This is a genomic window from Nocardia sichangensis, from assembly GCF_047200615.1.
GTDB classification, from domain to species: Bacteria; Actinomycetota; Actinomycetes; order Mycobacteriales; family Mycobacteriaceae; genus Nocardia; species Nocardia sichangensis.
In genome coordinates this window covers 14,920-34,925 of sequence record NZ_JBJZOK010000040.1, presented here as the reverse complement: position 1 = coordinate 34,925, position 20,006 = coordinate 14,920, and the positions used below count along the sequence as shown (strand labels likewise).

Annotated in this window: 24 protein-coding genes; 20 read left to right on the top strand and 4 right to left on the bottom strand. The window is 67.7% G+C overall.

The window, feature by feature from the left end; translation table 11 throughout:
• Nucleotides 1–107: 107 nt before the first annotated feature.
• Nucleotides 108–1,634 carry an aldehyde dehydrogenase family protein gene (locus ACL03I_RS35305; protein WP_412808129.1) on the bottom strand — a complete coding sequence of 509 codons (1,527 nt, stop codon included), beginning with the start codon at nucleotides 1,632–1,634 and terminating at the stop codon, nucleotides 108–110.
• 365 nt (nucleotides 1,635–1,999) lie between these two features.
• Here ACL03I_RS35305 and ACL03I_RS35300 point away from each other — a divergent pair, with 365 nt between their 5' ends.
• The 3 genes from ACL03I_RS35300 to ACL03I_RS35290 are packed head-to-tail and all read left to right on the top strand — an operon-like array spanning nucleotide 2,000 to nucleotide 4,679.
• A complete protein-coding gene (locus ACL03I_RS35300; protein WP_355076010.1) occupies nucleotides 2,000–2,983 on the top strand; it encodes an ATP-binding cassette domain-containing protein in 984 nt (327 codons plus the stop codon).
• A gap of 35 nt (nucleotides 2,984–3,018) precedes the next feature.
• Nucleotides 3,019–3,804, top strand: a complete 786-nt coding sequence (locus ACL03I_RS35295) for an ABC transporter permease (protein ID WP_355076316.1) — start codon at nucleotides 3,019–3,021, stop codon at nucleotides 3,802–3,804.
• Nucleotides 3,801–4,679: an ABC transporter permease gene (locus ACL03I_RS35290; protein WP_356964876.1), complete on the top strand. Its 879-nt coding sequence runs from the start codon at nucleotides 3,801–3,803 to the stop codon at nucleotides 4,677–4,679. Before ACL03I_RS35295 ends, ACL03I_RS35290 begins: the two co-directional genes overlap by 4 nt.
• 31 nt (nucleotides 4,680–4,710) lie before the next feature.
• On the opposite strand, the gene ACL03I_RS35285 is transcribed toward ACL03I_RS35290, so the two are convergent.
• The gene (locus ACL03I_RS35285; protein WP_355076014.1) at nucleotides 4,711–5,907 is read right to left on the bottom strand and encodes a lycopene cyclase family protein; all 1,197 of its coding nucleotides are present in this window, start codon (nucleotides 5,905–5,907) and stop codon (nucleotides 4,711–4,713) included.
• A 234-nt stretch (nucleotides 5,908–6,141) separates the two neighbouring features.
• Between ACL03I_RS35285 and ACL03I_RS35280 the strand changes: the two genes are divergently transcribed.
• From ACL03I_RS35280 to ACL03I_RS35270, 3 genes are read left to right on the top strand one after another with little or no spacing between them, the layout of a single operon-like run.
• A complete protein-coding gene (locus tag ACL03I_RS35280) occupies nucleotides 6,142–7,149 on the top strand; it encodes an alpha/beta hydrolase (protein ID WP_355076016.1) in 1,008 nt (335 codons plus the stop codon).
• 16 nt (nucleotides 7,150–7,165) lie between these two features.
• Nucleotides 7,166–8,101, top strand: coding sequence for a lipase family alpha/beta hydrolase (locus ACL03I_RS35275; protein ID WP_412808126.1), 936 nt, complete (start codon nucleotides 7,166–7,168; stop codon nucleotides 8,099–8,101).
• A gap of 42 nt (nucleotides 8,102–8,143) precedes the next feature.
• The gene (locus ACL03I_RS35270) at nucleotides 8,144–8,881 is read left to right on the top strand and encodes an ATP-binding cassette domain-containing protein (RefSeq protein WP_412808125.1); all 738 of its coding nucleotides are present in this window, start codon (nucleotides 8,144–8,146) and stop codon (nucleotides 8,879–8,881) included.
• Here the strand turns inward: ACL03I_RS35270 and ACL03I_RS35265 are convergent.
• Nucleotides 8,868–9,344 (bottom strand): hotdog fold domain-containing protein, encoded by a 477-nt coding sequence (locus tag ACL03I_RS35265; RefSeq protein ID WP_356964871.1) that lies wholly within the window; start codon nucleotides 9,342–9,344, stop codon nucleotides 8,868–8,870. The genes ACL03I_RS35270 and ACL03I_RS35265 overlap by 14 nt on opposite strands.
• Nucleotides 9,345–9,778: 434 nt before the next feature.
• Here ACL03I_RS35265 and rpsJ point away from each other — a divergent pair, with 434 nt between their 5' ends.
• The 12 genes from rpsJ (at nucleotide 9,779) to ACL03I_RS35205 (ending at nucleotide 16,060) form a co-directional block, all read left to right on the top strand.
• Complete coding sequence (gene rpsJ, locus ACL03I_RS35260) at nucleotides 9,779–10,084, top strand: 30S ribosomal protein S10 (RefSeq protein WP_003938093.1); 306 nt, start codon at nucleotides 9,779–9,781, stop codon at nucleotides 10,082–10,084.
• A gap of 14 nt (nucleotides 10,085–10,098) precedes the next feature.
• Nucleotides 10,099–10,764, top strand: coding sequence for a 50S ribosomal protein L3 (gene rplC / locus ACL03I_RS35255; RefSeq protein WP_355076024.1), 666 nt, complete (start codon nucleotides 10,099–10,101; stop codon nucleotides 10,762–10,764).
• Nucleotides 10,761–11,435 carry a 50S ribosomal protein L4 gene (gene rplD, locus ACL03I_RS35250; protein ID WP_039795438.1) on the top strand — a complete coding sequence of 225 codons (675 nt, stop codon included), beginning with the start codon at nucleotides 10,761–10,763 and terminating at the stop codon, nucleotides 11,433–11,435. The genes rplC and rplD overlap by 4 nt, the downstream gene beginning before the upstream one ends.
• The gene (rplW, locus tag ACL03I_RS35245) at nucleotides 11,432–11,737 is read left to right on the top strand and encodes a 50S ribosomal protein L23 (protein WP_011207266.1); all 306 of its coding nucleotides are present in this window, start codon (nucleotides 11,432–11,434) and stop codon (nucleotides 11,735–11,737) included. The genes rplD and rplW overlap by 4 nt, the downstream gene beginning before the upstream one ends.
• Nucleotides 11,738–11,770: 33 nt before the next feature.
• A complete protein-coding gene (gene rplB, locus ACL03I_RS35240; protein ID WP_039795441.1) occupies nucleotides 11,771–12,607 on the top strand; it encodes a 50S ribosomal protein L2 in 837 nt (278 codons plus the stop codon).
• Nucleotides 12,608–12,622: 15 nt separating this feature from the next.
• A complete protein-coding gene (rpsS, locus tag ACL03I_RS35235; protein WP_014981659.1) occupies nucleotides 12,623–12,904 on the top strand; it encodes a 30S ribosomal protein S19 in 282 nt (93 codons plus the stop codon).
• Nucleotides 12,901–13,305, top strand: a complete 405-nt coding sequence (gene rplV / locus ACL03I_RS35230; RefSeq protein ID WP_039795443.1) for a 50S ribosomal protein L22 — start codon at nucleotides 12,901–12,903, stop codon at nucleotides 13,303–13,305. The genes rpsS and rplV overlap by 4 nt, the downstream gene beginning before the upstream one ends.
• Entirely contained in the window at nucleotides 13,306–14,100 is a 795-nt protein-coding gene (gene rpsC, locus ACL03I_RS35225; protein ID WP_039795445.1) for a 30S ribosomal protein S3, read from the top strand.
• A 3-nt stretch (nucleotides 14,101–14,103) separates the two neighbouring features.
• Nucleotides 14,104–14,520, top strand: a complete 417-nt coding sequence (gene rplP / locus ACL03I_RS35220; RefSeq protein WP_039795447.1) for a 50S ribosomal protein L16 — start codon at nucleotides 14,104–14,106, stop codon at nucleotides 14,518–14,520.
• Nucleotides 14,520–14,759 (top strand): 50S ribosomal protein L29, encoded by a 240-nt coding sequence (gene rpmC / locus ACL03I_RS35215; RefSeq protein WP_040864843.1) that lies wholly within the window; start codon nucleotides 14,520–14,522, stop codon nucleotides 14,757–14,759. The genes rplP and rpmC overlap by 1 nt, the downstream gene beginning before the upstream one ends.
• Nucleotides 14,756–15,028, top strand: a complete 273-nt coding sequence (rpsQ, locus tag ACL03I_RS35210) for a 30S ribosomal protein S17 (RefSeq protein ID WP_355076029.1) — start codon at nucleotides 14,756–14,758, stop codon at nucleotides 15,026–15,028. The genes rpmC and rpsQ overlap by 4 nt, the downstream gene beginning before the upstream one ends.
• Before the next feature lie 219 nt (nucleotides 15,029–15,247).
• Nucleotides 15,248–16,060: a phosphatase gene (locus ACL03I_RS35205; protein WP_412808124.1), complete on the top strand. Its 813-nt coding sequence runs from the start codon at nucleotides 15,248–15,250 to the stop codon at nucleotides 16,058–16,060.
• Here the strand turns inward: ACL03I_RS35205 and ACL03I_RS35200 are convergent.
• Nucleotides 16,050–16,955, bottom strand: a complete 906-nt coding sequence (locus ACL03I_RS35200; protein WP_412808123.1) for an NAD-dependent epimerase/dehydratase family protein — start codon at nucleotides 16,953–16,955, stop codon at nucleotides 16,050–16,052. The two genes, ACL03I_RS35205 and ACL03I_RS35200, sit on opposite strands and share 11 nt — an antisense overlap.
• Nucleotides 16,956–17,238: 283 nt before the next feature.
• On the opposite strand from ACL03I_RS35200, the gene ACL03I_RS35195 reads away from it, so the two are divergent.
• Together ACL03I_RS35195 and ACL03I_RS35190 are read left to right on the top strand one after the other, a co-directional pair.
• Nucleotides 17,239–17,718, top strand: coding sequence for an EXLDI protein (locus ACL03I_RS35195; RefSeq protein WP_364430669.1), 480 nt, complete (start codon nucleotides 17,239–17,241; stop codon nucleotides 17,716–17,718).
• 42 nt (nucleotides 17,719–17,760) lie between these two features.
• Entirely contained in the window at nucleotides 17,761–19,911 is a 2,151-nt protein-coding gene (locus ACL03I_RS35190; RefSeq protein ID WP_412808122.1) for an MMPL family transporter, read from the top strand.
• Nucleotides 19,912–20,006 lie beyond the last annotated feature (95 nt).

Sequence of the window (20,006 nt, the reverse complement as noted above, 5' to 3'; positions counted from 1 at the left end):
TGGCCGTAGCGAAGGCGGAGGTACGCAGAGGAGGCGCAGCCGGACAGCGTCCGTCATCAGCCCGCGCATGGCCGTAGCGAAGGCGGAGGTACGCGTGGGCGCGCCGCTCAGGGGCGGCGGCCGTGCCGGATCCGGAAGATCGTTCTGGCCAGGCGGAGATGGCGCGGGTGCCGGTCGAACGTGGACAGATTCACCGGCGCCTGATACCGCTTGCGGGTGATGGCCAGGGTCCGGCTGAACTCTCGTAGTCCCTGGTCGCCGTGGCTGTGGCCCTGGCCGTATTCGCCCACACCGCCGAAAGGCAGCGCGGGAATGCCCGCGTACGCGGTCGAGGAGTTGATGGTCACCACCCCGGCGCGCAGTTGCTCGGCGAACGCCTCGATCTCGTGCACGTCCCTGGTGAACACCGACACCGCGACGTCGGTGCCCACCGCGTTGATCCGCTCGGCGGCCTCGTCCATGCTCGCCACCTTGTTCACGATGAGCACCGGGCCGATGCCCTCGCCGGTGATCGCGGTGCTCTCCTCCGGCACTTCGGCCAGCACGATCGGCTCGATGTAGGGATCGCGGATGGAGTCCAGCCCGCCGACGACCGCGCGGCCGCCGCGGGCCACCGCGTCGCGCACCTGTCTGCGCACCACTTCGATCTGTGACTCCATGATCATCGGGCCGTAGGACGCCTTCCGGTCCGCGCCCGGCCGCAGCTTGCGGGCCTGATCCGCGACCAACTCCAGGAAGCGGTCGTAGACGGATTGGGCGACGTAGGCCCGTTGGATGCCGGTGGCGTTCTGCCCGGCGTTGGCCATCGCGCCGAACACGGCGGCCTCGGCGGCGTCGTCGAGTTTCGCGTCGACGTGCACGACCATGCTGCCCTTGCCGCTGCGCTCCACGATGACCGGCGTCATGGTCTGGGCGCACACCGAGATCACCTCGCGCGCAACGGCTTCGGAGCCGGCGTAGGCGATCTTGTCGACCTTCGCGCGGCACAGCGCGGTGCCGGTGGCCTTGTCACCCGTAACCACTTGCAGCACCGGCTGGTTCGGTGCGAGCCGGGACCAGCTGTCGGCCAGCCACACGCCGACGCCGGTGGTCAGCTCGTGCGGCTTGAACACCACGGCGTTGCCCGCCGCCATCGCGTAGGCGATCGAACCCATCGGGGTGAACACCGGGTTGTTCCACGGGCCGAGCACGCCCACGACGCCCAGCGGCAGATACCCGACGGAGGCCCGCTGATTGCGGGTGAGCCAGTTGGAACCGATGCGCCGCCGGTCCAGTGCGCGGCCCGCGTTGCGCGCGGCCCAGTCGAGGTCCTCCACCGCGAGCATCACCTCGATCGCGGCGTCGGCTACCGGCTTCCCGGTCTCCTCGCACAGCAGGGAGACCAATTCGCCAGAGCGCCGGGCGATCTCGCGTTTCCAGTCCAGCAGCCACCGCTTCCGGCTGCTGAATCCGAGTTCGGCCCACCATTTTTCGGCGGAGCGAGCCGCTCGCACGGCGCGATTCAGTTCGCCCGCGCTCATCACGGCGTAGTTGCCGACGACCTCGCCGGTGCGCGGGTCGTAGGACGTCAGGACGTTCGTTCGGCCCGTTCCTCCCGGACGCGCCGCCAACCGTGACTGCGCGGACTCGGCCATGATCACCTCTCGCAGTGTCGAAACCGGCGTGCGGACCGCTCAGCGGGGCCACATCCGTGGACGAGTGAGTGTTTTCCCCCGCAAAGCAGACTATGGTCTGGCGCAGCGGGCCGACAAGGCTCGGCCGCGGCCTCGGTGTCCGGATCGGATCGCGCTCACCAGCGCCGATTCTCCGCACGGCGAACGGGCAGCGGAAAATGTGAGTAAGGACACAATGGGCGCACGCTGGTGCGGGTACCTCACGCGACGCGGCAGCCCGGGCGATCGGGCCGGTAACATCACGCCGAGCGCGACGGATCACCAATCCGAGCGTGCGCCCGCGCTCGGGCGACCTGGTCGCCGTACCGGCCGATAGTGGAGAGTTGATGCCGAGTTCCAACCAAGCGGATTCGCATGCGAGTGAGCCTGCGGTCCGGGTAACGGACGTTCGCAAGTCGTTCGGCGATGTGCACGCACTGCAGGGCGTCAGCTTCGTCGCCGAACGCGCTTCCGTCCTCGGCATCCTGGGGCCGAACGGCGCGGGCAAGACGACCATGGTGAAGGTCCTCTCCACGCTGCTGCGTGCCGACTCCGGCACCGCCGTCGTGGCCGGGTACGACGTGTCGAAGGACCCGGCGGGCGTGCGCCGCTCGATCATGATGACCGGCCAGTACGCGGCGCTGGACGAGAACCTCTCCGGCCGGGAGAACCTCGAGCTGTTCGGCAGACTGATGGGCCTGGGCAAGTCCACGGCCCGCAAGCGCGCCGACACCTTGCTCGAGGAATTCGATCTGGTGAGCGCGGGCCGCCGAGCCGTGCGCCACTACTCGGGCGGCATGCGCCGCCGCGTGGACATCGCCTGCGGGCTGGTGGTGCGTCCCGAGGTGGTGTTCCTGGACGAGCCGACCACGGGCTTGGACCCGCGCAGCAGGCAGGGCGTCTGGGACCTGGTGACCGCGCTGAAGACGCAGGGCATCACGGTGCTGCTGACCACGCAGTACCTGGAGGAAGCCGACGTGCTCAGCGACAACATCATCGTGATCGACAAGGGCACGGTGATCGCCGAGGGCACCGCCGACGAACTCAAGGAGAAGACCGGCGGCAGCTACTGCGAGGTCGTCCCGCTGGATCAGAAGAAACTGCGCACCGCCGCGTACGCCCTTGGCGACCTGGTGCCGCCCGCGGTGCTGGCCGACATCGACGGCGGCGACCGGCTGTCCATCCCGGCGCCGGAAGGCGCAGCCACGCTGACCGAGGCGCTGCGCAGGCTCGACAGCGCCGGTGTGGAGCTGGCCGACATCGCGCTGCGCCGCCCCTCGCTCGACGACGTGTTCTTGTCCATCACCGGCCACTCGGGCGGGCGAGCGTGACCGCTGCGACCGCCCCGGAGCACACCGAGGCCGAGGTGACGCTGTTCGCCGAGTTGCCCGCGGCGCGGCTGTCGTCGTTCGCGCAGTGGCGCGCGCTGACCGGCCGCATCGTCCGCACCATGGCGACCAAGGGCGAGCTGATCGTCGCCGCGGTCACGCCGCTGATCTTCACCCTCGGTTTCTATCTGCCGTTGCGCTACGTGATGAAGATCCAGGGCGTCGACTACGCCCAGTACGTCATGCCGATCATCGTGTTGCAGACCATGGCCTTCACCATGATGTCGAACGCGCAGCTGGCCGCGTTCGAGGCGATGACCGGCCTGAGTACCCGACTGCAGACCATGCCGATCGGCACGCTGGTGCCGTTCACCTCGCGCATCTGCGCCGGGCTGGTCCGGTCGGTGACCTCGCTCACCGCCGCGGTGCTGTTCGGGTACCTGATCGGTTTCCGCTTCGTCGCAGGCGTCGGGCAGGCCGTGCTGTTCTGCGCGTTCTCTCTCGCGGTCGGCACGGTGCTCGCGGTCGGCGCCGACGGGCTCGGCAGTCTGACCAAGAGCCCGGAGTCGCTGAGTCAGGCGCTGACACTGCCGACGCTGATCTTCGGCATGCTCTCCTGCGGATTCGTGCCGGAACGCAACTTCCCGGAATGGATTCGCCCGTTCGTGCGCAATCAGCCGATCTCCCAGTTCTCCTTCGCGCTGCGCGACATGGCGGCCGACGGCGTGACCTGGCACGTGCTGTGGGTTCCGCTGGTGTGGTTGATCGGGCTGGCGGCGGTGTTCACCCCGTTGGCGATCTGGGCGAGTGTGAGGCGGTCATGAGTTCGGTGGAATCGACCGTGGAGCGCACCGCGCCGCAGACCGAGGTGTTCGAGGGACGCCCGGCCGAACCCCTGCCCGTCGTCCGGACGAGGCCGGAAGGCTCGCTGGTCACCTGGGTGGTGCAGAGCCTGATCCAGTGCAAGCGGCTGCTGCTGGTCTGGGCGCGTGATCCGGCGACGACCATCCAGACGCTGGTGTATCCCGCGCTCACCTTGGTGATGTTCTACATCGTGCTGAACAAGCCCGTCTCCGGGGCCACCGGCATGCCCGCCGTGTACGGCACGGTCCCGTTGTTGACGTTGGTCGCGGCGATGTCCGGGGCGGTGGTCAGCGCCCTCGGCTTCAAGACCGAGAAGATGACCGGGCTGCTCGGCCGGTTCTGGACGATGCCGGTGCACCGTGCGGCCGGATTCACCGGGCGGCTGCTCGCCGAGGCGATCCGTGTCCTGGTGACCACGGTGTTCGTCGTCGCGGTCGGTCTGCTGCTCGGTTTCCGCTTCGATCAGGGACCGGTCGCGGCGCTGGCGTTGATCGGCATCCCGGTGCTGTTCGGGGTGGCGTTCGCCGTCCTGGTCACCGCGCTTGCCACCGTGTCCGAGGGCGTGATGCTGGTGAACATCATCGGCATGATCAGCACCTTGCTGATGTTCTTCAACTCGGGTTTCGTCCCGGTTTTCGCCTACCCGATCTGGTTGCAGGACGTGGTGGCGCATCAGCCGATGAGTTGCGCGATCGATGCGATGCGCGGTTTGTCCTACGGCGGTGCGGTCGCCGACCCGCTGCTCGAGACGCTCGCCTGGACGCTCGGCATGATCGTCGTCTTCGCCTACCCGGCGATCAGGGGATACCGGCGGGCCGCGGAAACGGGGCCGTAGCCACCAGCTGTCACCGTGCGCCGGGTTCCGACTATCGGACCCGGCGTTCGGCGTCTTCACGCGGTTCGGCGAACTCGTAATCCAGCCAGCGGTTCCGATTGGCCCAGCCGACCAGGTCGTAACGCCAGCGGAACGGCCAGGTGTGCGCGACCGTGCCGAACAGCACAGCGCCCAGCGCCGTGTAGTCGTCGTGCGCGGACAGCAGGGCGCGCTGACCACGCGGGGTGGCGCTGAAGAACGCGTCGAACATGGCGATGGACTGCTCGGTGGTGAGTCTGCCGAGGCCGTAGAGGCCGCGCATCCGCATCCAATACACCAGCCGTGCGCGCGGCGGCCACAGCGCGGCGATGGGGTCGCGGCCTTCCAACAGCGCGGTGATCGCGGTGTCGACCAGTGCCAGTGAGTCGGCGACGCTGTACCCGGTGCACGGGTGCATCATGCCGCCGCGCGAGCCGAACGCGATCGCGCGCGCCTTGCCGGTGCGTGGCGGCGGCTGGTCGAGTGGATAGTGCGCCGCCTCGCTCGGTTCGTCGCCGGTGAGCCGGATGCCGTGCGCGGCGAGGCGCGCGAGTGTGCGCTTGCGCAGTTCGTGCTGCGGCATGCCGCCCCGGAGGCCGAGACTGGTCTCCTCGAAGATCACCGTGCCGTCGCCGAGCGGCACCGCGTAGAGGAACGACGGCGGCTCGTCCGGGCCCGCGCCGTTCTCCGGCCGCCAGTCCAGCAGCAGGCCCTCGCCTTCGGCGATCATCGGCGCGGCCGCCTCGGCGTCGACGAAGATGCCGTGCGCGCTCGCCCCGCGGCGGCGTCCCAGCGGGGGCAGCCCACGGGTGTCGAACACCGCCGCCGCCCGGTGCACCGCGCCGTCGGCGAGTTCGACCTCGTGCGCGCCCACCCGCGTGGCGCGGCCCGCGACGACGGTGGCGTCATCGAGCGGTAGCACCGCGCGCAGGCCGGGTTTGGACAGCACGCAGTAGGGACGGTCGATGCGATGCTCGGTCTTCGTCCACACTCTGGGCGCCGGGATGGTCGTCGCGACAGCCGTGGACGGCAGCCATTGCGGCAGCTCGTCCACCCAGCAGGAGAAGGTGGGCGGCCACAGCCGTTCGGGGCGGGGGTCGATCGCGGTTACCGACAGCCCCGCGATCATGGCGCGGTGCGCGAGCGCCCGTCCGGTGGGACCGAGCCCGACCACGCACACATCGACTTCCCGGTCCGCGCTGACACCCATAGGGGCATTCAATCCGGTGGGCCGACGGAAGCGCAACTATTCCACGCCTGCGAGCCCAAGGAATTCGGGTCTCGCTATTTCGGAATCGGATCGGTTCGAAACGGTGCGAATTCCGGTGCACGGGCATGCCCCCAGAATCGGTGGCCCAGCAACTTCAGTCGTGAAACGGCTCGGGACAGGCCATAGCCTGAGCTCGGAACGCGAGGCGTTCCGGGATTCGGGATAAGGGGAGTCATGAGAGGGAGCCACCTCCGCCGGTTGCTGCTGTCGGCGGTCGTCGCCGGCGCTGCGGCCGCATCGGCAATGGTTTCGGTGCAGGCCCAGGCCGCGCCCGCGGAGTCTTCTATTGTTTCCGTGCAGGAGCACAGTGCGCGGAACCTGACATTGACGGTGCATTCCGCTGCCATGGATCTCGATATTCCGGTGGAAGTGCAGCGCGCCGCGGACACCAGCGTTCCCCGGCCGGTGCTGTATCTGCTGCTCGGCGCGGCCGGTGGCATCGACGGCTCGACCTGGGCCACGAAGACCGACGCGATGCAATTCCTCGCGGACAAGAACGTGCACGCGGTCACGCCGATCGGCGGCATGTTCAGCTACTACGCGGACTGGGAGAAGGACGACGCCAGGTTGGGGCGCCAGAAGTGGCGGACCTTCCTGAGCCGCGAACTGCCTCCGCTGATCGACTCGTATCTCGGGACCAGCGGGCGCAATGCCCTCGCGGGGTTCTCGATGTCGGGGACCACGACACTCGCGCTCGCCGCGACCACGGGTGACCTGTACTCCGGCGTCGCCGCCTACAGCGGTTGCGCGCAGACCAGCGATCCGGTCGGCCGTGAGTTCGTCCGGCTGACCGTCGAGGAATGGGGTCTCGCGGAACTGGACAACATGTGGGGGCCCGCGGGCGACCCGCAATGGGTGGCCAATGATCCCTACGTGCAGGCGGAGGGATTGCGTGGAAAATCCATCTACATCGCCAGTGGAAATGGCATGCCCGGCGTCTACGACCGATACGGCGGGAAATATTCGCTGAACGGTCCGTGGGGTTTCGCGAATCAGCTCGTCGTCGGCGGTGTGATCGAAGCGGCCACCAATTACTGCTCGCACAACATGAAAGACCGGCTGGACAGCCTCGGAATCCCCGCGCGATACAACTTCCGCCCGGAAGGCACCCATTCCTGGGGCTATTGGGAGGACGCGCTGAAGGATTCGTGGCCGACGCTGGCCGCTCCATTGGGAATCTGATCCGCGGGAATTCGAAATGACTGTTCGCACTCGGGCCGCGCGCGTCGTCGGCCTCATGATGGCCGCTGCCTGCGTGGCTTTGTCCCACGCGCCGACCGCGGCCGCCGCCCCGGAGACACCGGCGCTGGACGGCGCCAACGACTGGGCCTGCAAGCCGGCACCGGCGCGACCGGAGCCGGTTGTGCTCGTGCACGGCTCGGGCACCGATATCGGCCGCAGCTTCCCCCTGCTCGCGCCGGCCATCCGGGCCGAGGGACATTGCGTGTTCGCCGCGAATCTCGGCGCCGCGCCGGGTGTCGTCGACGCGGTGAGCGGGCAGACCGGCTCCAGCTCCACCGGCGTCGGGCCGATCGGCGCCGCACTGCTGGGACGTGTCGTCTACGGCGTGGCCGACATCGATCGAATGGCGGGCGAGCTCGCCGAAGTCGTGCGGGCGGTGCGGGAGACGACGGGCGCGAGACGGGTGGCGCTGGTCGGACACTCCACCGGCGGCACGGTGATCCGGCAGTATCTGCGCGCCCGCGGCGCGGAGGCGGTGTCCCAAGTGGTGACTCTCGGCACGCCGTATCGCGGCTCGACCTGGGCCGGGTTGCGCGGCAGCTATCCGGACCTGGCCGCGCTCGGCCTGGGCGACGCGCAGATCGCGGCCCAGGTCTTCGGGACTCCGGGCCAGCAGCAGGTGGCCGGGTCACCACTGCTGAACCGGCTGAACACGGGAGGCGAGACCGTGCCCGGTCTCCGGTACACGGCCATCGCCTCCCGCGCCGACCAGGTGATCACGCCGCAGGACACCGCCCTGCTCGCCGCGCCCGGCCCGGCCGACCGCAACGTGTGGCTGCAGGACGGATGTCCTGCCGACGCGGCCGACCACAGCGGCATGCTGGAGGACCCACGCGCCACCGCCGCCGTTCTCTCCGCGCTCGCCGGGGATCGGCGAACGTTGCCCTGCTGAGCGCACCCTGGCCGGACCGGATCACGAAGATGGAGAACCTCGGTGAGTCTCGGCATTACTTGTAGCGGGCTGCGCCGCGAATTCGCCGGAGTCGCGGTGATCGACGACGTGACCTTCCGCGCCCCCGCGGGCCGGGTCACCGCGGTCGTCGGGCCGAACGGCGCGGGCAAGACGACGCTGTTGTCGATGCTCGCCGGTCGGTTGCGGCCACACCGAGGGTGGCTCCGCGTGGAGGACGCGGACCCGAGCGCAGAGCCATGGGTGGTCCGCTCCCGGGTCGGCTGGGTCCCCGACGTGTACGAGAGCGGCGAGACCTGGTCGGTCGCGGAGGTCGTGCGGTTCTCGGCGAAGATCGCGGGTCACAGCGCGGACGTGGCCGATGAACTGGTCGATCGGGCAATGCATCTCGCGCGTTTGGCGGACTCCGCTTCCACGCCCGTTCTCCGTCTGTCCCGGAGTGACAAGAAGTGGCTCGGCCTGGCCAGAGCGCTGGCCGCGGGTACGACGGCACTCGTACTGGACAACCCGATGGCCGACTTGGACCACGACGGGCGTCGCTATCTGGCCGGAATGCTGCGAGCTCTCGCGCGCCAGGACATGACGATCGTCGTTTCTGCTTGTCTCGCCGACGATCTCGCCGGATGCGCGGAGAACATCCTGCACATCGATCAGGGGCGACTCGTCGCGGGCGACGCATCGGTTCCGGCCCCGGTCGAACCACGGACAGCTTTCGCGAGACCGGACGCGCGCGGCTCGCGGAGGCCGGCTACTTCGGTGTGACCCAGGTGGTGATGTCCGCGTGTACCACTTCCACGCCGTGCTTGTCGTAGATCGACACCGGCACCACCAGCTCGCGCCCCTCGGTGATGCTCGCGAAGTCGGGGATCTCGGCCAGTTGCGCGACGGCCCGCAGCCCGGTCTCGGCTTTCGCCAGATATCGCACGTTCATCGCCTTGGGGATCCATCGGTGCGTCGCGGGCACGGTCGCCTCGCTGAGCATGCCCATCGCGACCTCGGCCAGATTGCACGCCGCGATCGCGTGGAAGGTGCCCAGATGGTTGTGGATGCCGAACCACTTCGGCGAGGTGACCTCGCACAACCCCGGTTCGAGCCGGACCACGTTCGGCAACACGGTGCCGAAGTAGGGCACCCGCGCCACCATCCCGAGCGAGAACAGGGCATGCCCCAGCCGGTTGTCCGGCAGCTTCTTCCAGCCGCGATAGGTCACGGTCTCTTTTGCCATGCGGCGTATCTTACTCAAAAGTAAGTTCGTGGCCAGCCCCACCGATTTGAAGTGACTCGCGGGGATCGTGCATACTGTTCGGGTTGCCTTGCACCGGGCCGTGTCTGTTTCCAGGTGAAACAGCTGGTCGGGCGGGGCGAGCAGTACCCCATCGAGTACCTCGCCGGGTTTCTGGCGTGGGTACGTCCGGGACAGTGTTCCAGGCCTGAGATGCATTGCGATCCGAGGCCGAGGAATGAGCGGACGGGCGACACGCCCGACCGCGTGTACCGGAGAACCATGACAGATGAACAGCGGCGAGATCGGGCGTGCCCGGTCAGGGTCTCCACTGAGACGTCTTCGTGTGTTCGGGCTGTGCAAATGAGGGTGGTCCAGAGGACTGGTATAGCCGGGCTTCCGGACCACGAAGGAAAGCGGAGAAAAGGACACTTAGCGTGGCGGGACAAAAGATCCGCATCAGGCTCAAGGCCTATGACCACGAGGCGATCGACGCATCGGCGCGCAAGATCGTGGAGACGGTGACCCGCACCGGGGCACGCGTCGTCGGCCCGGTGCCGTTGCCGACCGAAAAGAACGTGTACTGCGTCATCCGTTCGCCGCACAAGTACAAGGACTCGCGCGAGCACTTCGAGATGCGTACGCACAAGCGGCTTATCGACATCCTCGACCCGACGCCGAAGACGGTGGACGCGCTCATGCGCATCGACCTGCCGGCCAGCGTCGACGTCAACATTCAGTGACGGGGACTCGAGACATGACTGACAACAAGAACAGGCCGGCCGCCGGCATCCTGGGCACCAAGCTCGGCATGACCCAGGTCTTCGACGACAACAACCGCGTCGTTCCCGTGACCGTCATCAAGGCCGGGCCGAACGTCGTCACCCAGATCCGCACCGTGGAGCGCGACGGCTACAGCGCCGTCCAGGTCGCCTTCGGCGCCATCGATCCGCGCAAGGTGACCAAGCCGGTCTCCGGCCAGTTCACCAAGGCCGGTGTCACGCCGCGCCGCCACGTCGCCGAGATCCGCGTCGCGGACGCCTCCACCTTCGAGGTCGGCCAGGAGATCAGCGCCGAGGTGTTCGAAGAGGGCAGCTACGTCGACGTCACCGGCACCAGCAAGGGCAAGGGCTTCGCGGGCACCATGAAGCGCCACGGCTTCCGTGGCCAGGGCGCCTCGCACGGTGCGCAGGCCGTGCACCGCCGTCCGGGCTCGATCGGTGGCTGCGCCACCCCCGGCCGCGTGTTCAAGGGCATGCGCATGTCGGGCCGGATGGGTAACGACCGCGTCACCACGCAGAACCTGTCGGTGCACAAGGTCGACGCCGAGAACGGCCTGCTGCTGATCAAGGGAGCGATCCCGGGTCGCAAGGGCGGCGTCGTGATCGTCAAGAGCGCCGTGAAGGGTGGTGCGCACGCATGACGAGCCTCGAGAAGAAGGCGAACCTGACGCTGCCGGTCAAGGAGATCGGCGGCAAGACCAACGGCACCGTCGACCTCCCCGCGGAGATCTTCGACGTGACCGCCAACATCGCGCTGATGCACCAGGTCGTCGTGGCTCAGCAGGCCGCGGCCCGCCAGGGCACGCACGCGACCAAGACCCGTGGCCAGGTCTCCGGCGGCGGCAAGAAGCCGTACCGGCAGAAGGGCACCGGTCGCGCCCGCCAGGGTTCGACCCGCGCGCCGCAGTTCACCGGCGGTGGCACCGTGCACGGCCCGCAGCCGCGCGACTACACCCAGCGCCTGCCCAAGAAGATGAAGGTCGCCGCCCTGCGTGGCGCCCTGTCCGACCGGGCGCGCAACGAGCGCATCCACGTGATCACCGAACTGGTGGCGGGCCAGACCCCGTCCACCAAGACCGCCAAGAGCTTCCTGGCCGAGCTGTCGGACCGCAAGAAGCTCCTGGTCGTGGTCGGCCGCGAGGACGTCGCCGCGTGGAAGAGCGTGGCGAACCTGCAGAACGTGCACCCGATCGCCCCGGACCAGCTCAACACCTACGACGTGCTCAACAGCGACGACGTGGTGTTCAGCGTCGAGGCGCTCAACGCGTTCGTGCACGGCCCGGCCGAGGCTGCACAGGAGGAGAGCAAGTGACCACCATCGCCGACCCCCGCGACATTCTGCTGGCGCCGGTCATCTCCGAGAAGTCCTACGGACTGATCGAGGAAGGCACCTACACCTTCCTGGTGCACCCGGACTCGAACAAGACGCAGATCAAGATCGCCGTGGAGAAGGTCTTCGGTGTGAAGGTGACCAGCGTCAACACCGCCAACCGTCAGGGCAAGCGCAAGCGGACCCGCTTCGGTTACGGCAAGCGCAAGAACACCAAGCGCGCGCTCGTGACCATCTCGGCCGACAGCAAGCCCATCGAGATCTTCGGAGGCCCGGTCGCGTAAGCGCCCGGGAATCCAGAAAGCAGAGAAGAACTCATGGCAATCCGTAAGTACAAGCCGACTACGCCGGGCCGCCGCGGCTCCAGCGTCTCGGACTTCGCCGAGATCACCCGGTCGACCCCGGAGAAGTCGCTGCTGCGCCCGCTGACCAAGTCCGGCGGCCGCAACGCCCACGGCCGGATCACCACCCGGCACCGCGGTGGCGGGCACAAGCGCGCCTACCGTCTGATCGACTTCCGTCGTCTGGACAAGGACGGGATCCCGGCCAAGGTCGCGCACATCGAGTACGACCCGAACCGCACCGCGAACATCGCGCTGCTGCACTTCGTGGACGGCGAGAAGCGCTACATCATCGCCCCCAAGGGCGTGACGCAGGGCACCCGCATCGAGTCCGGCCCGACGGCCGACATCAAGCCGGGTAACAACCTGCCGCTGCGCAACATCCCGACCGGTACCACGATCCACGCGGTGGAGCTGCGTCCGGGCGGCGGCGCCAAGCTGGCCCGCTCGGCGGGCATGAGCATCCAGCTGCTGGGTAAGGAAGGCCCCTACGCCACGCTGCGTATGCCTTCCGGTGAGATCCGTCGCGTCGACGTGCGCTGCCGCGCCACCGTCGGCGAGGTCGGCAACGCCGAGCAGTCGAACATCAACTGGGGCAAGGCCGGCCGCATGCGCTGGAAGGGCCGCCGCCCCACGGTCCGTGGTGTCGTCATGAACCCGGTCGACCACCCGCATGGTGGTGGTGAGGGCAAGACCTCCGGTGGTCGCCACCCGGTCTCGCCCTGGGGTCAGCCGGAAGGCCGCACCCGCAAGCCCAACCGTCCGAGCGACAAGCTCATCGTCCGCCGCCGCAAGACCGGCAAGAAGCGCTGAAGGAGGAGGTAAGAAATGCCACGCAGCCTCAAGAAAGGCCCGTTCGTCGACGACCACCTCCTCGCGAAGGTGGACGTGCAGAACGAGAAGGGCACCAAGCAGGTCATCAAGACCTGGTCGCGTCGTTCGACCATCATCCCCGATTTCATCGGTCACACGTTCGCGGTGCACGACGGCCGCAAGCACGTGCCGGTGTTCATCTCGGACAACATGGTCGGGCACAAGCTCGGTGAGTTCGCGCCGACCAGGACGTTCAAGAGCCACGTCAAGGAAGACCGGAAGAGCAAGCGGCGATGACGACGACTGAGACTCAGAACCCGACTGCGCGCGCGACCGCCAAGCACGTTCGCGTCACCCCGATGAAGGCACGCCGTGTCGTGGACCTGGTCCGCGGCAAGCGTGTCGAGGACGCCCTCGCCCTGCTGAAGTTCGCGCCTCAGGCCGCGAGCGAGCCGGTCGCCAAGGTCGTCGCGAGCGCCGCGGCCAACGCCGAGAACAACCTCGGCCTGAACCCGGCCACGCTGGTGATCTCGACGGCCTACGTCGACGAGGGTGCCACCCTGAAGCGGTTCCAGCCGCGTGCCCAGGGCCGTGCGTTCCGCATCCGCAAGCGCACCAGCCACATCACCATCGAGGTCGAGAGCATCCCCACCGCCGGTGGAGCCACTCGTAACCGCCGGAAGGGAGGGGCAAAGTAAATGGGACAGAAGATCAACCCCCACGGCTTCCGCCTCGGTATCACCACCGACTGGAAGTCACGTTGGTACGCGGACAAGCAGTACGCGGACTACGTGAAGGAAGACGTCGCGATCCGCAAGCTGCTGGCCACCGGCATGGAGCGGGCGGGCATCTCCAAGGTCGAGATCGAGCGCACCCGTGACCGCGTGCGGGTGGACATCCACACCGCGCGGCCCGGCATCGTGATCGGCCGCCGCGGCGCCGAGGCCGACCGCATCCGCGCCGAGCTGGAGAAGCTGACCGGCAAGCAGGTGCAGCTGAACATCCTCGAGGTCAAGAACCCCGAGTCGGATGCGCAGCTGGTCGCCCAGGCCGTCGCCGAGCAGCTGTCCAACCGTGTGGCGTTCCGTCGCGCGATGCGCAAGGCCATCCAGTCGGCCATGCGTTCGCCGAACGTCAAGGGCATCCGTGTGCAGTGCTCGGGCCGCCTCGGCGGCGCGGAAATGTCGCGCTCGGAGTTCTACCGCGAAGGTCGGGTGCCGCTGCACACGCTGCGCGCCGACGTCGACTACGGCCTCTACGAGGCCAGGACCACCTTCGGTCGCATCGGCGTGAAGGTCTGGATCTACAAGGGCGACATCGTCGGTGGCAAGCGTGAGCTGGCCGCCGCTGCCGCCGCGCCCGAGCGTCCGCGCCGGGAGCGGCCGAGCCGCCCGCGTCGGTCCGGTTCCACCGGCACCACCGCGACCAGCACCGAGGCCGGGCGCGCCGCCACCGCGGTGGCCGACGCCCCGGCAGAGACACAGGAGGGCTGACGCATGCTGATGCCTCGCAAGGTGAAGCACCGCAAGCAGCACCACCCTGGCCGTTCCGGTACGGCCAAGGGCGGCACCTCGGTGGCGTTCGGCGAATTCGGCATCCAGGCGCTGGAGCCGGCCTACGTCACCAACCGGCAGATCGAGTCGGCGCGTATCGCGATGACTCGCCATATCCGCCGTGGCGGCAAGATCTGGATCAACATCTACCCGGATCGCCCGCTGACCAAGAAGCCCGCCGAGACCCGCATGGGTTCCGGTAAGGGTTCGCCGGAGTGGTGGGTCGCGAACGTCAAGCCCGGTCGCGTGATGTTCGAGATGAGCTACCCGAACGAGGAGACCGCTCGTGAGGCCCTGCGCCGCGCGATGCACAAGCTCCCGATGAAGTGCAGGATCGTGACCAGGGAGGAGCAGTTCTGATGGCTACCGGAACACCGGCCGCAGAGCTCCGCGAGCTCACCGAAGAGGAGTTGGTGGCCAAGCTGCGCGACTCCAAGGAAGAGCTGTTCAACCTGCGCTTCCAGATGGCGACGGGTCAGCTGGACAACAACCGTCGTCTGCGCGTCGTCCGTCACGAGATCGCGCGCATCTACACGGTCATGCGTGAGCGCGAGCTCGGTCTGGCCACCGGACCCGCTGGCAAGGGAGATGCCGCATGAGCGACAAAGCAGAAGGGCAGCGCGGTACCCGTAAGGTGCGGGTCGGCTACGTTGTCTCGGACAAGATGAACAAGACGATCGTCGTCGAGCTGGAAGACCGCAACCGGCACCCGCTCTACGGCAAGATCATTCGCACCACCTCGAAGGTGAAGGCGCACGACGAGAACGAGGTCGCGGGCATCGGCGACCGCGTTCAGCTGATGGAGACCCGTCCGCTGTCGGCCACCAAGCGCTGGCGTCTGGTCGAGGTCCTGGAGAAGGCCAAGTAAGCCTCTCCGGCACGGCGTGAAACCCGAAGGCCCGCTTCCCGTTCTCGGAGGCGGGCCTTCGCCGTATCCGGGCGCGTCTGAGGAATTCTCTTGCCGTCCACCCTGCATGGGTACTGTCGTGTTGCGGGTGGCGATCGAGCAAACCGGCGGACTCCTGGCCTGACCGGAACTGCGATAGGTGGCGCCGACGGCCGATGCGGAGGATGAGCGGTGGGGAATGTGAGTCGATCTGAACAGACCTATGATCGAGCGCTGCTGCGGGAACATCTGCTGAAAACGCGGATAGCGGGTGATGTCGCGACGCCTCGGGAGGGGAATCTCGCGAACTATCGCAAGATGGTGGCGAAGGACCCCGGGTATCAGTTCGGGCTGACGCTGAAGGATTGGACCTTCGCCGAGACGCTGGAGATGATGGCGCGTCTGTGCGGGGTCAGCCCCGACCCTCGGCATCTGCGGGGTCCGGACACCATCGACGTCGACCTGACGCTCGACGCGCTCGACGCGATGGGTGCGCGGATCGGGCTCGCCGCTCGTCGTCGGGAGACGGTGATCCTGGCGACCGGGCATCCGGACACACTCATGGGCGTCTATCGCGCTGTCGAGGACGCGTTACGTGCGGCAGGATGCGTGGTGCTCGTGCCGGCTGCCGGGTGGTCCTATCGGGTGACCACGCCATGGGGCCCGCAGCATCGCGAGATCGTCTACACCTCAAAAGTTGCCGCGCTGGGCACCGACGGCACGCTGCGACACACTCATGACCCGCATCCGATGCGGGCGGCCCTGCGGGAGTTGCGCGAGGCCGAAACCGGCCAATGGCCCGACCTGGTCGTCGCCGACCACGGCTGGGCCGGGGCGGCAGGGGAGGCGGGCATCGAGACCGTGGGATTCGCCGACAGCAACGACCCCGCACTGTTCGCCGGGCAAGCGGAGGGGAAGATCGCGGTCACGGTGCCACTCGATGACGGAGTCCATCCCGACTACTACGGTCCGCTGACCGCTTATCTGCTCGGCCAGGCCGGACTCACCGGCTGAGGTCACCCCGGCGCGGTGTGTCGCACACGATGGTGTCCAGATCGGACTGCGCTGGGCGCCAGGGTAATTCGGCCATAGCCTTGGCCGGGTCACTGATCAGGGCGGCCGGTTCGGGCGCCGGTGGCCGATGGATCAGCTGAATTCGACGTCCGGTCCGCCGCTCGACCGCGGCCACGACGTCGAGAATGCTGCTGCCGCGGCCGCTGCCGATGAGAAAGCGCCTGAATTCGCCTTTCGGCGGCATGTTCTCGATACCCGCGACGAAAGCCGCTGCGGCGTCGTCGATATGCAGATAGTCGCGGACAGCGCTGCCGTCGCCGTTGACTTCCAGAGCCGAGCCATTCCTCGCGGCGGCGAATGCTCGGGGAATCAAGCGCGTCGGATCGGGATCCGCGCCGCCGGCCACGTTCATCAAGCGCAGCACGGTAGCGGACAAGCGACCGGTGCCCGCCTGCGCGCCGATCGCCCACTCGGCGGCCAGCTTGCTCGCCGCGTACGGGTGCGGGGGCGCGTCGGGTAGACGCTCTGTCATCGGCTGTCGTTCGGGAGTTCCGTATATCGAGCCGGTCGAAGCGAAGACGAGCCGCGATATTCCGGCGGCGGCCATGGCGTCCAGCAACGCGACGGTCCCGCCGGTATTGACGCGGAAGTACCGCAGCGGATCGGCCGCCGACTCGCGCGCCCGAGTAAGCCCACCGAGATGGCACACCGCCTCCACGCCGTCCACAGCTTTCCGAAGCCCGTCCTCATCCAGCAGGTCGGCGACCCGAGTCGGCGCACGCAGAGGCGAACCGCAGTCGCGAACCATCGCGATCGGCTCGTGTCCGGCTCCAGCCAGCAGTTTTACGACCGCCTGGCCCAGATAGCCGTTCGCTCCGGTGACGAGAACGCGCACACCGTGATGGTATGGCTTGAACCATGCGATCGCCGGAGGACGGAGAGGCGATGCTCGGTGCGCAAGCGGAACAGATCCATTAGCTGAGCGAAGGCTCGCCGCGCCAGGTGGGACCGGCGGTCGCGCGGGGTCTTGCGCTATACGTATACATCTACTTATAGTGAGACGACGGCCCGGACTTTCTGGGAACATCGAATCCGCACCGGTAGAGGCGGATTCGGGGTGGGCCGGTCGACGGTAGACGCATGCCTGCATGCGCACTGATCTATGAAACGGGGAAATCATGACCACTGATCCGAACAACCTGAGCGGCGTGGACACTGTCGAGGAGCAGGCCTGCGGCGTCACCATCGTGAAGGAGTCGGCCGAGCCGGGCGACGTGGACGACCTGCGCCAAATCGTGTTGCGCGTGGGTCCGGGCGGCGGGCGTCAGCAGCGGTTCTTCGGCAGACTGCTCGGCGAATCCCGCGAATACGGCAAGGTCGGGATGAACGTCGTGCGGGTCTACGTGAGCCGGAAAGGCAAATTCGTGGTGCACCGCAGGGAATCGGACTGGCGCGAAATGTCCGTCGCGATCGACTGGACCGAATGGAAGAACTGGCGCGAGCTGCTGCGGCCCGGCAGTGGCGAGCGCGAATGGGGTGACTACACGGTGGAGATCGTGGACTCGCCCGCCGAGTTGCGGGGCCGGATTCCGGAGCACATCTACCGGACTGTCGTCGACGTGGCCGAGCACCCGAACTCGCAGGACCTGCAGATCTGACATACCGCCGCTTTTCCACATCCGGAAAGGATCTATTCGCAGATGTTCGCACGACTGGGGGCCGTGGTCGTCCACAATCCGTGGAAGGTGATCGGCCTGTGGGTGCTGCTCGCCATCGCGGTGGTGGCCGCGGCGCCGGAACTGAAATCCACTACCGACCAATCAGCCTTCCTGCCTTCGCATTACGAGTCGATTCAGGCATTGGAGTTGCAGCAGAGGGCTTTCCCGGACAGCTCCGCTCCCGCGGCGATCATCGTGTTCGCCCGGAAGGACGGCACGCCGTTGACCGGTGCGGACGCCGCTTCGGTCGTCTCGATCGGCAATGAGCTGCGCGACGCGCGGGTCAAGGACGTCATCGGGATGCAACCGACGCCGCCGTCGGAGAACCGCCTGGTCCAGATCATCGCGGTGCAGATGACGAAGGTGACGAATCCGAACGACACCACCCAAGGCGACGCGGTCAAGGCGCTGCGCAAGGAGCTGACCGCGCGCGTCGCGAACACCGAGCTGAAGGCGGGCATCACCGGCCAGGCGGCGCAGGTGCTGGATCAGCGGGAATCGGGCGACAAGGGGCTGGCCATCGTCGGTATCGCCACCGTCGTGCTGATCCTGATGCTGTTGCTGGTCATCTTCCGCAGCCCGGTGATCGCATTGCTGCCGATCGTCGTGATCGGCGCGATCTCCAGCATGGTGAGTGGGTTGATCGCGGTGGTGGCCAAGGCCTTCGACCTGCAGATCGACGCATCGATCAATGCCATTCTGGTGGTGGTGCTGTTCGGTGTCGGCACCGACTACATCCTGTTCCTGATGTTCCGCTACCGCGAGCGGCTGCGCGCGGGCGAGGATTCGAAGACCGCCATGGTCAACGCCGTCACCCGGGTGGGTGAGGCGATCACGTCCGCGGCGGGCGCGGTGATCATCGCGTTCATGGCACTGGTGCTGTCCACGCTCGGCATGTTCCGCGCCATGGGCCCGGCGCTGGCGATCGCGGTGGCGGTCGCGCTGGCGGCGGGGCTGACGCTGGTGCCTGCGGTGGTCTCGCTGCTGGGCACCAAGGTGTTCTGGCCGTCCAAGGCGTGGCGCATCGAACCGAAGGGTGCGCGATTCACCGCGATCGGCAATGCGCTCGGCCGGCGGCCCGCTGTGTTCGCCGCGGTCTCCGGCGGTTTGCTGGTCGTGCTCGGGATCTTCGCCTTGGGTTTCCACCCCACGTTCGACCTCAGCTCGGGGCAAACTTCGGAGGCCTCCGAATCGGTTGTCTACAGCAAGGAATTGGTCAAGGGCCTGCCCGCGGGGACGACCCAGCCTTCGGACGTCCTGTTGCAGTCCGGCGGTGGTGAATTGGCTGTCGATCAACTCGCCGCCTACCGCGCCGCGCTGGCCGCGGTGCCGGGAGTGGGACAGGTGGCGGAGCCGAAGTTGTCCGCGGACAAGTCGATCGCCGACTTCGCGGTGACGCTCTCTGCCGCGCCGGAGTCGGACGCCGCGCTGGACACCGTCAAGGGACCGTTGCGCGATGTCGCGCATTCCGCGGCGCCCGCCGGTGCCACCGCCGCCGTCGGTGGTCTGACCTCGGTCTTCGTCGACTTCCAGGAAGCGATGGCGCGTGACTACGCGATCGTGTTCCCGGTGGCGGCGATCCTGATCATGATCGTGCTGGGGTTGCTGCTGCGTAGCCTGGTCGCGCCGTGGTACCTGCTGGCCTCGGTGTTCCTCGGCTTCGCCGCCACGCTCGGTGCCGCGGTGCTGGTGTTCCAGCACTTCCGGGGCGAGACCGGTCTGATCTTCACGCTGCCGGTGATCATGTACCTGTTCGTGGTCGCGCTGGGGACCGACTACAACATCCTCATGGTCGCCCGGTTGCGGGAAGAAGCGCGCGAGGGCAACGAACCGAAACAGGCCGCGGCGCTGGCCGTGCGGCACACCGGCCCCACCATCGCGGCGGCCGGGGTGATCCTGGCAGGCACCTTCGCATCGATGATGCTGGCGGGCAACAACGTTCTCGCACAGATGGGCTTCGCCATCTCGGTGGGCATCGCGATCGCGGCTTTCGTCATGGCGATGTTCTTCACGCCCGCGCTCACGGCGCTCATCGGGCACAAGGCGTGGTGGCCGGGGCATGGGGACGAGAAGCCCGAGGGCTCTGGACCGGAGTCTCGCGAGGTCGTCGGCACTTCGGTCGGCGAGAGCTGAGCGGGACCGGAACTCGCGGACACCGCGGATGAGTGAACCGGAATAGAGCTGTGCGCCCGATTCATCGGGCGCACAGCCTTTTCCGCACAAAGAAC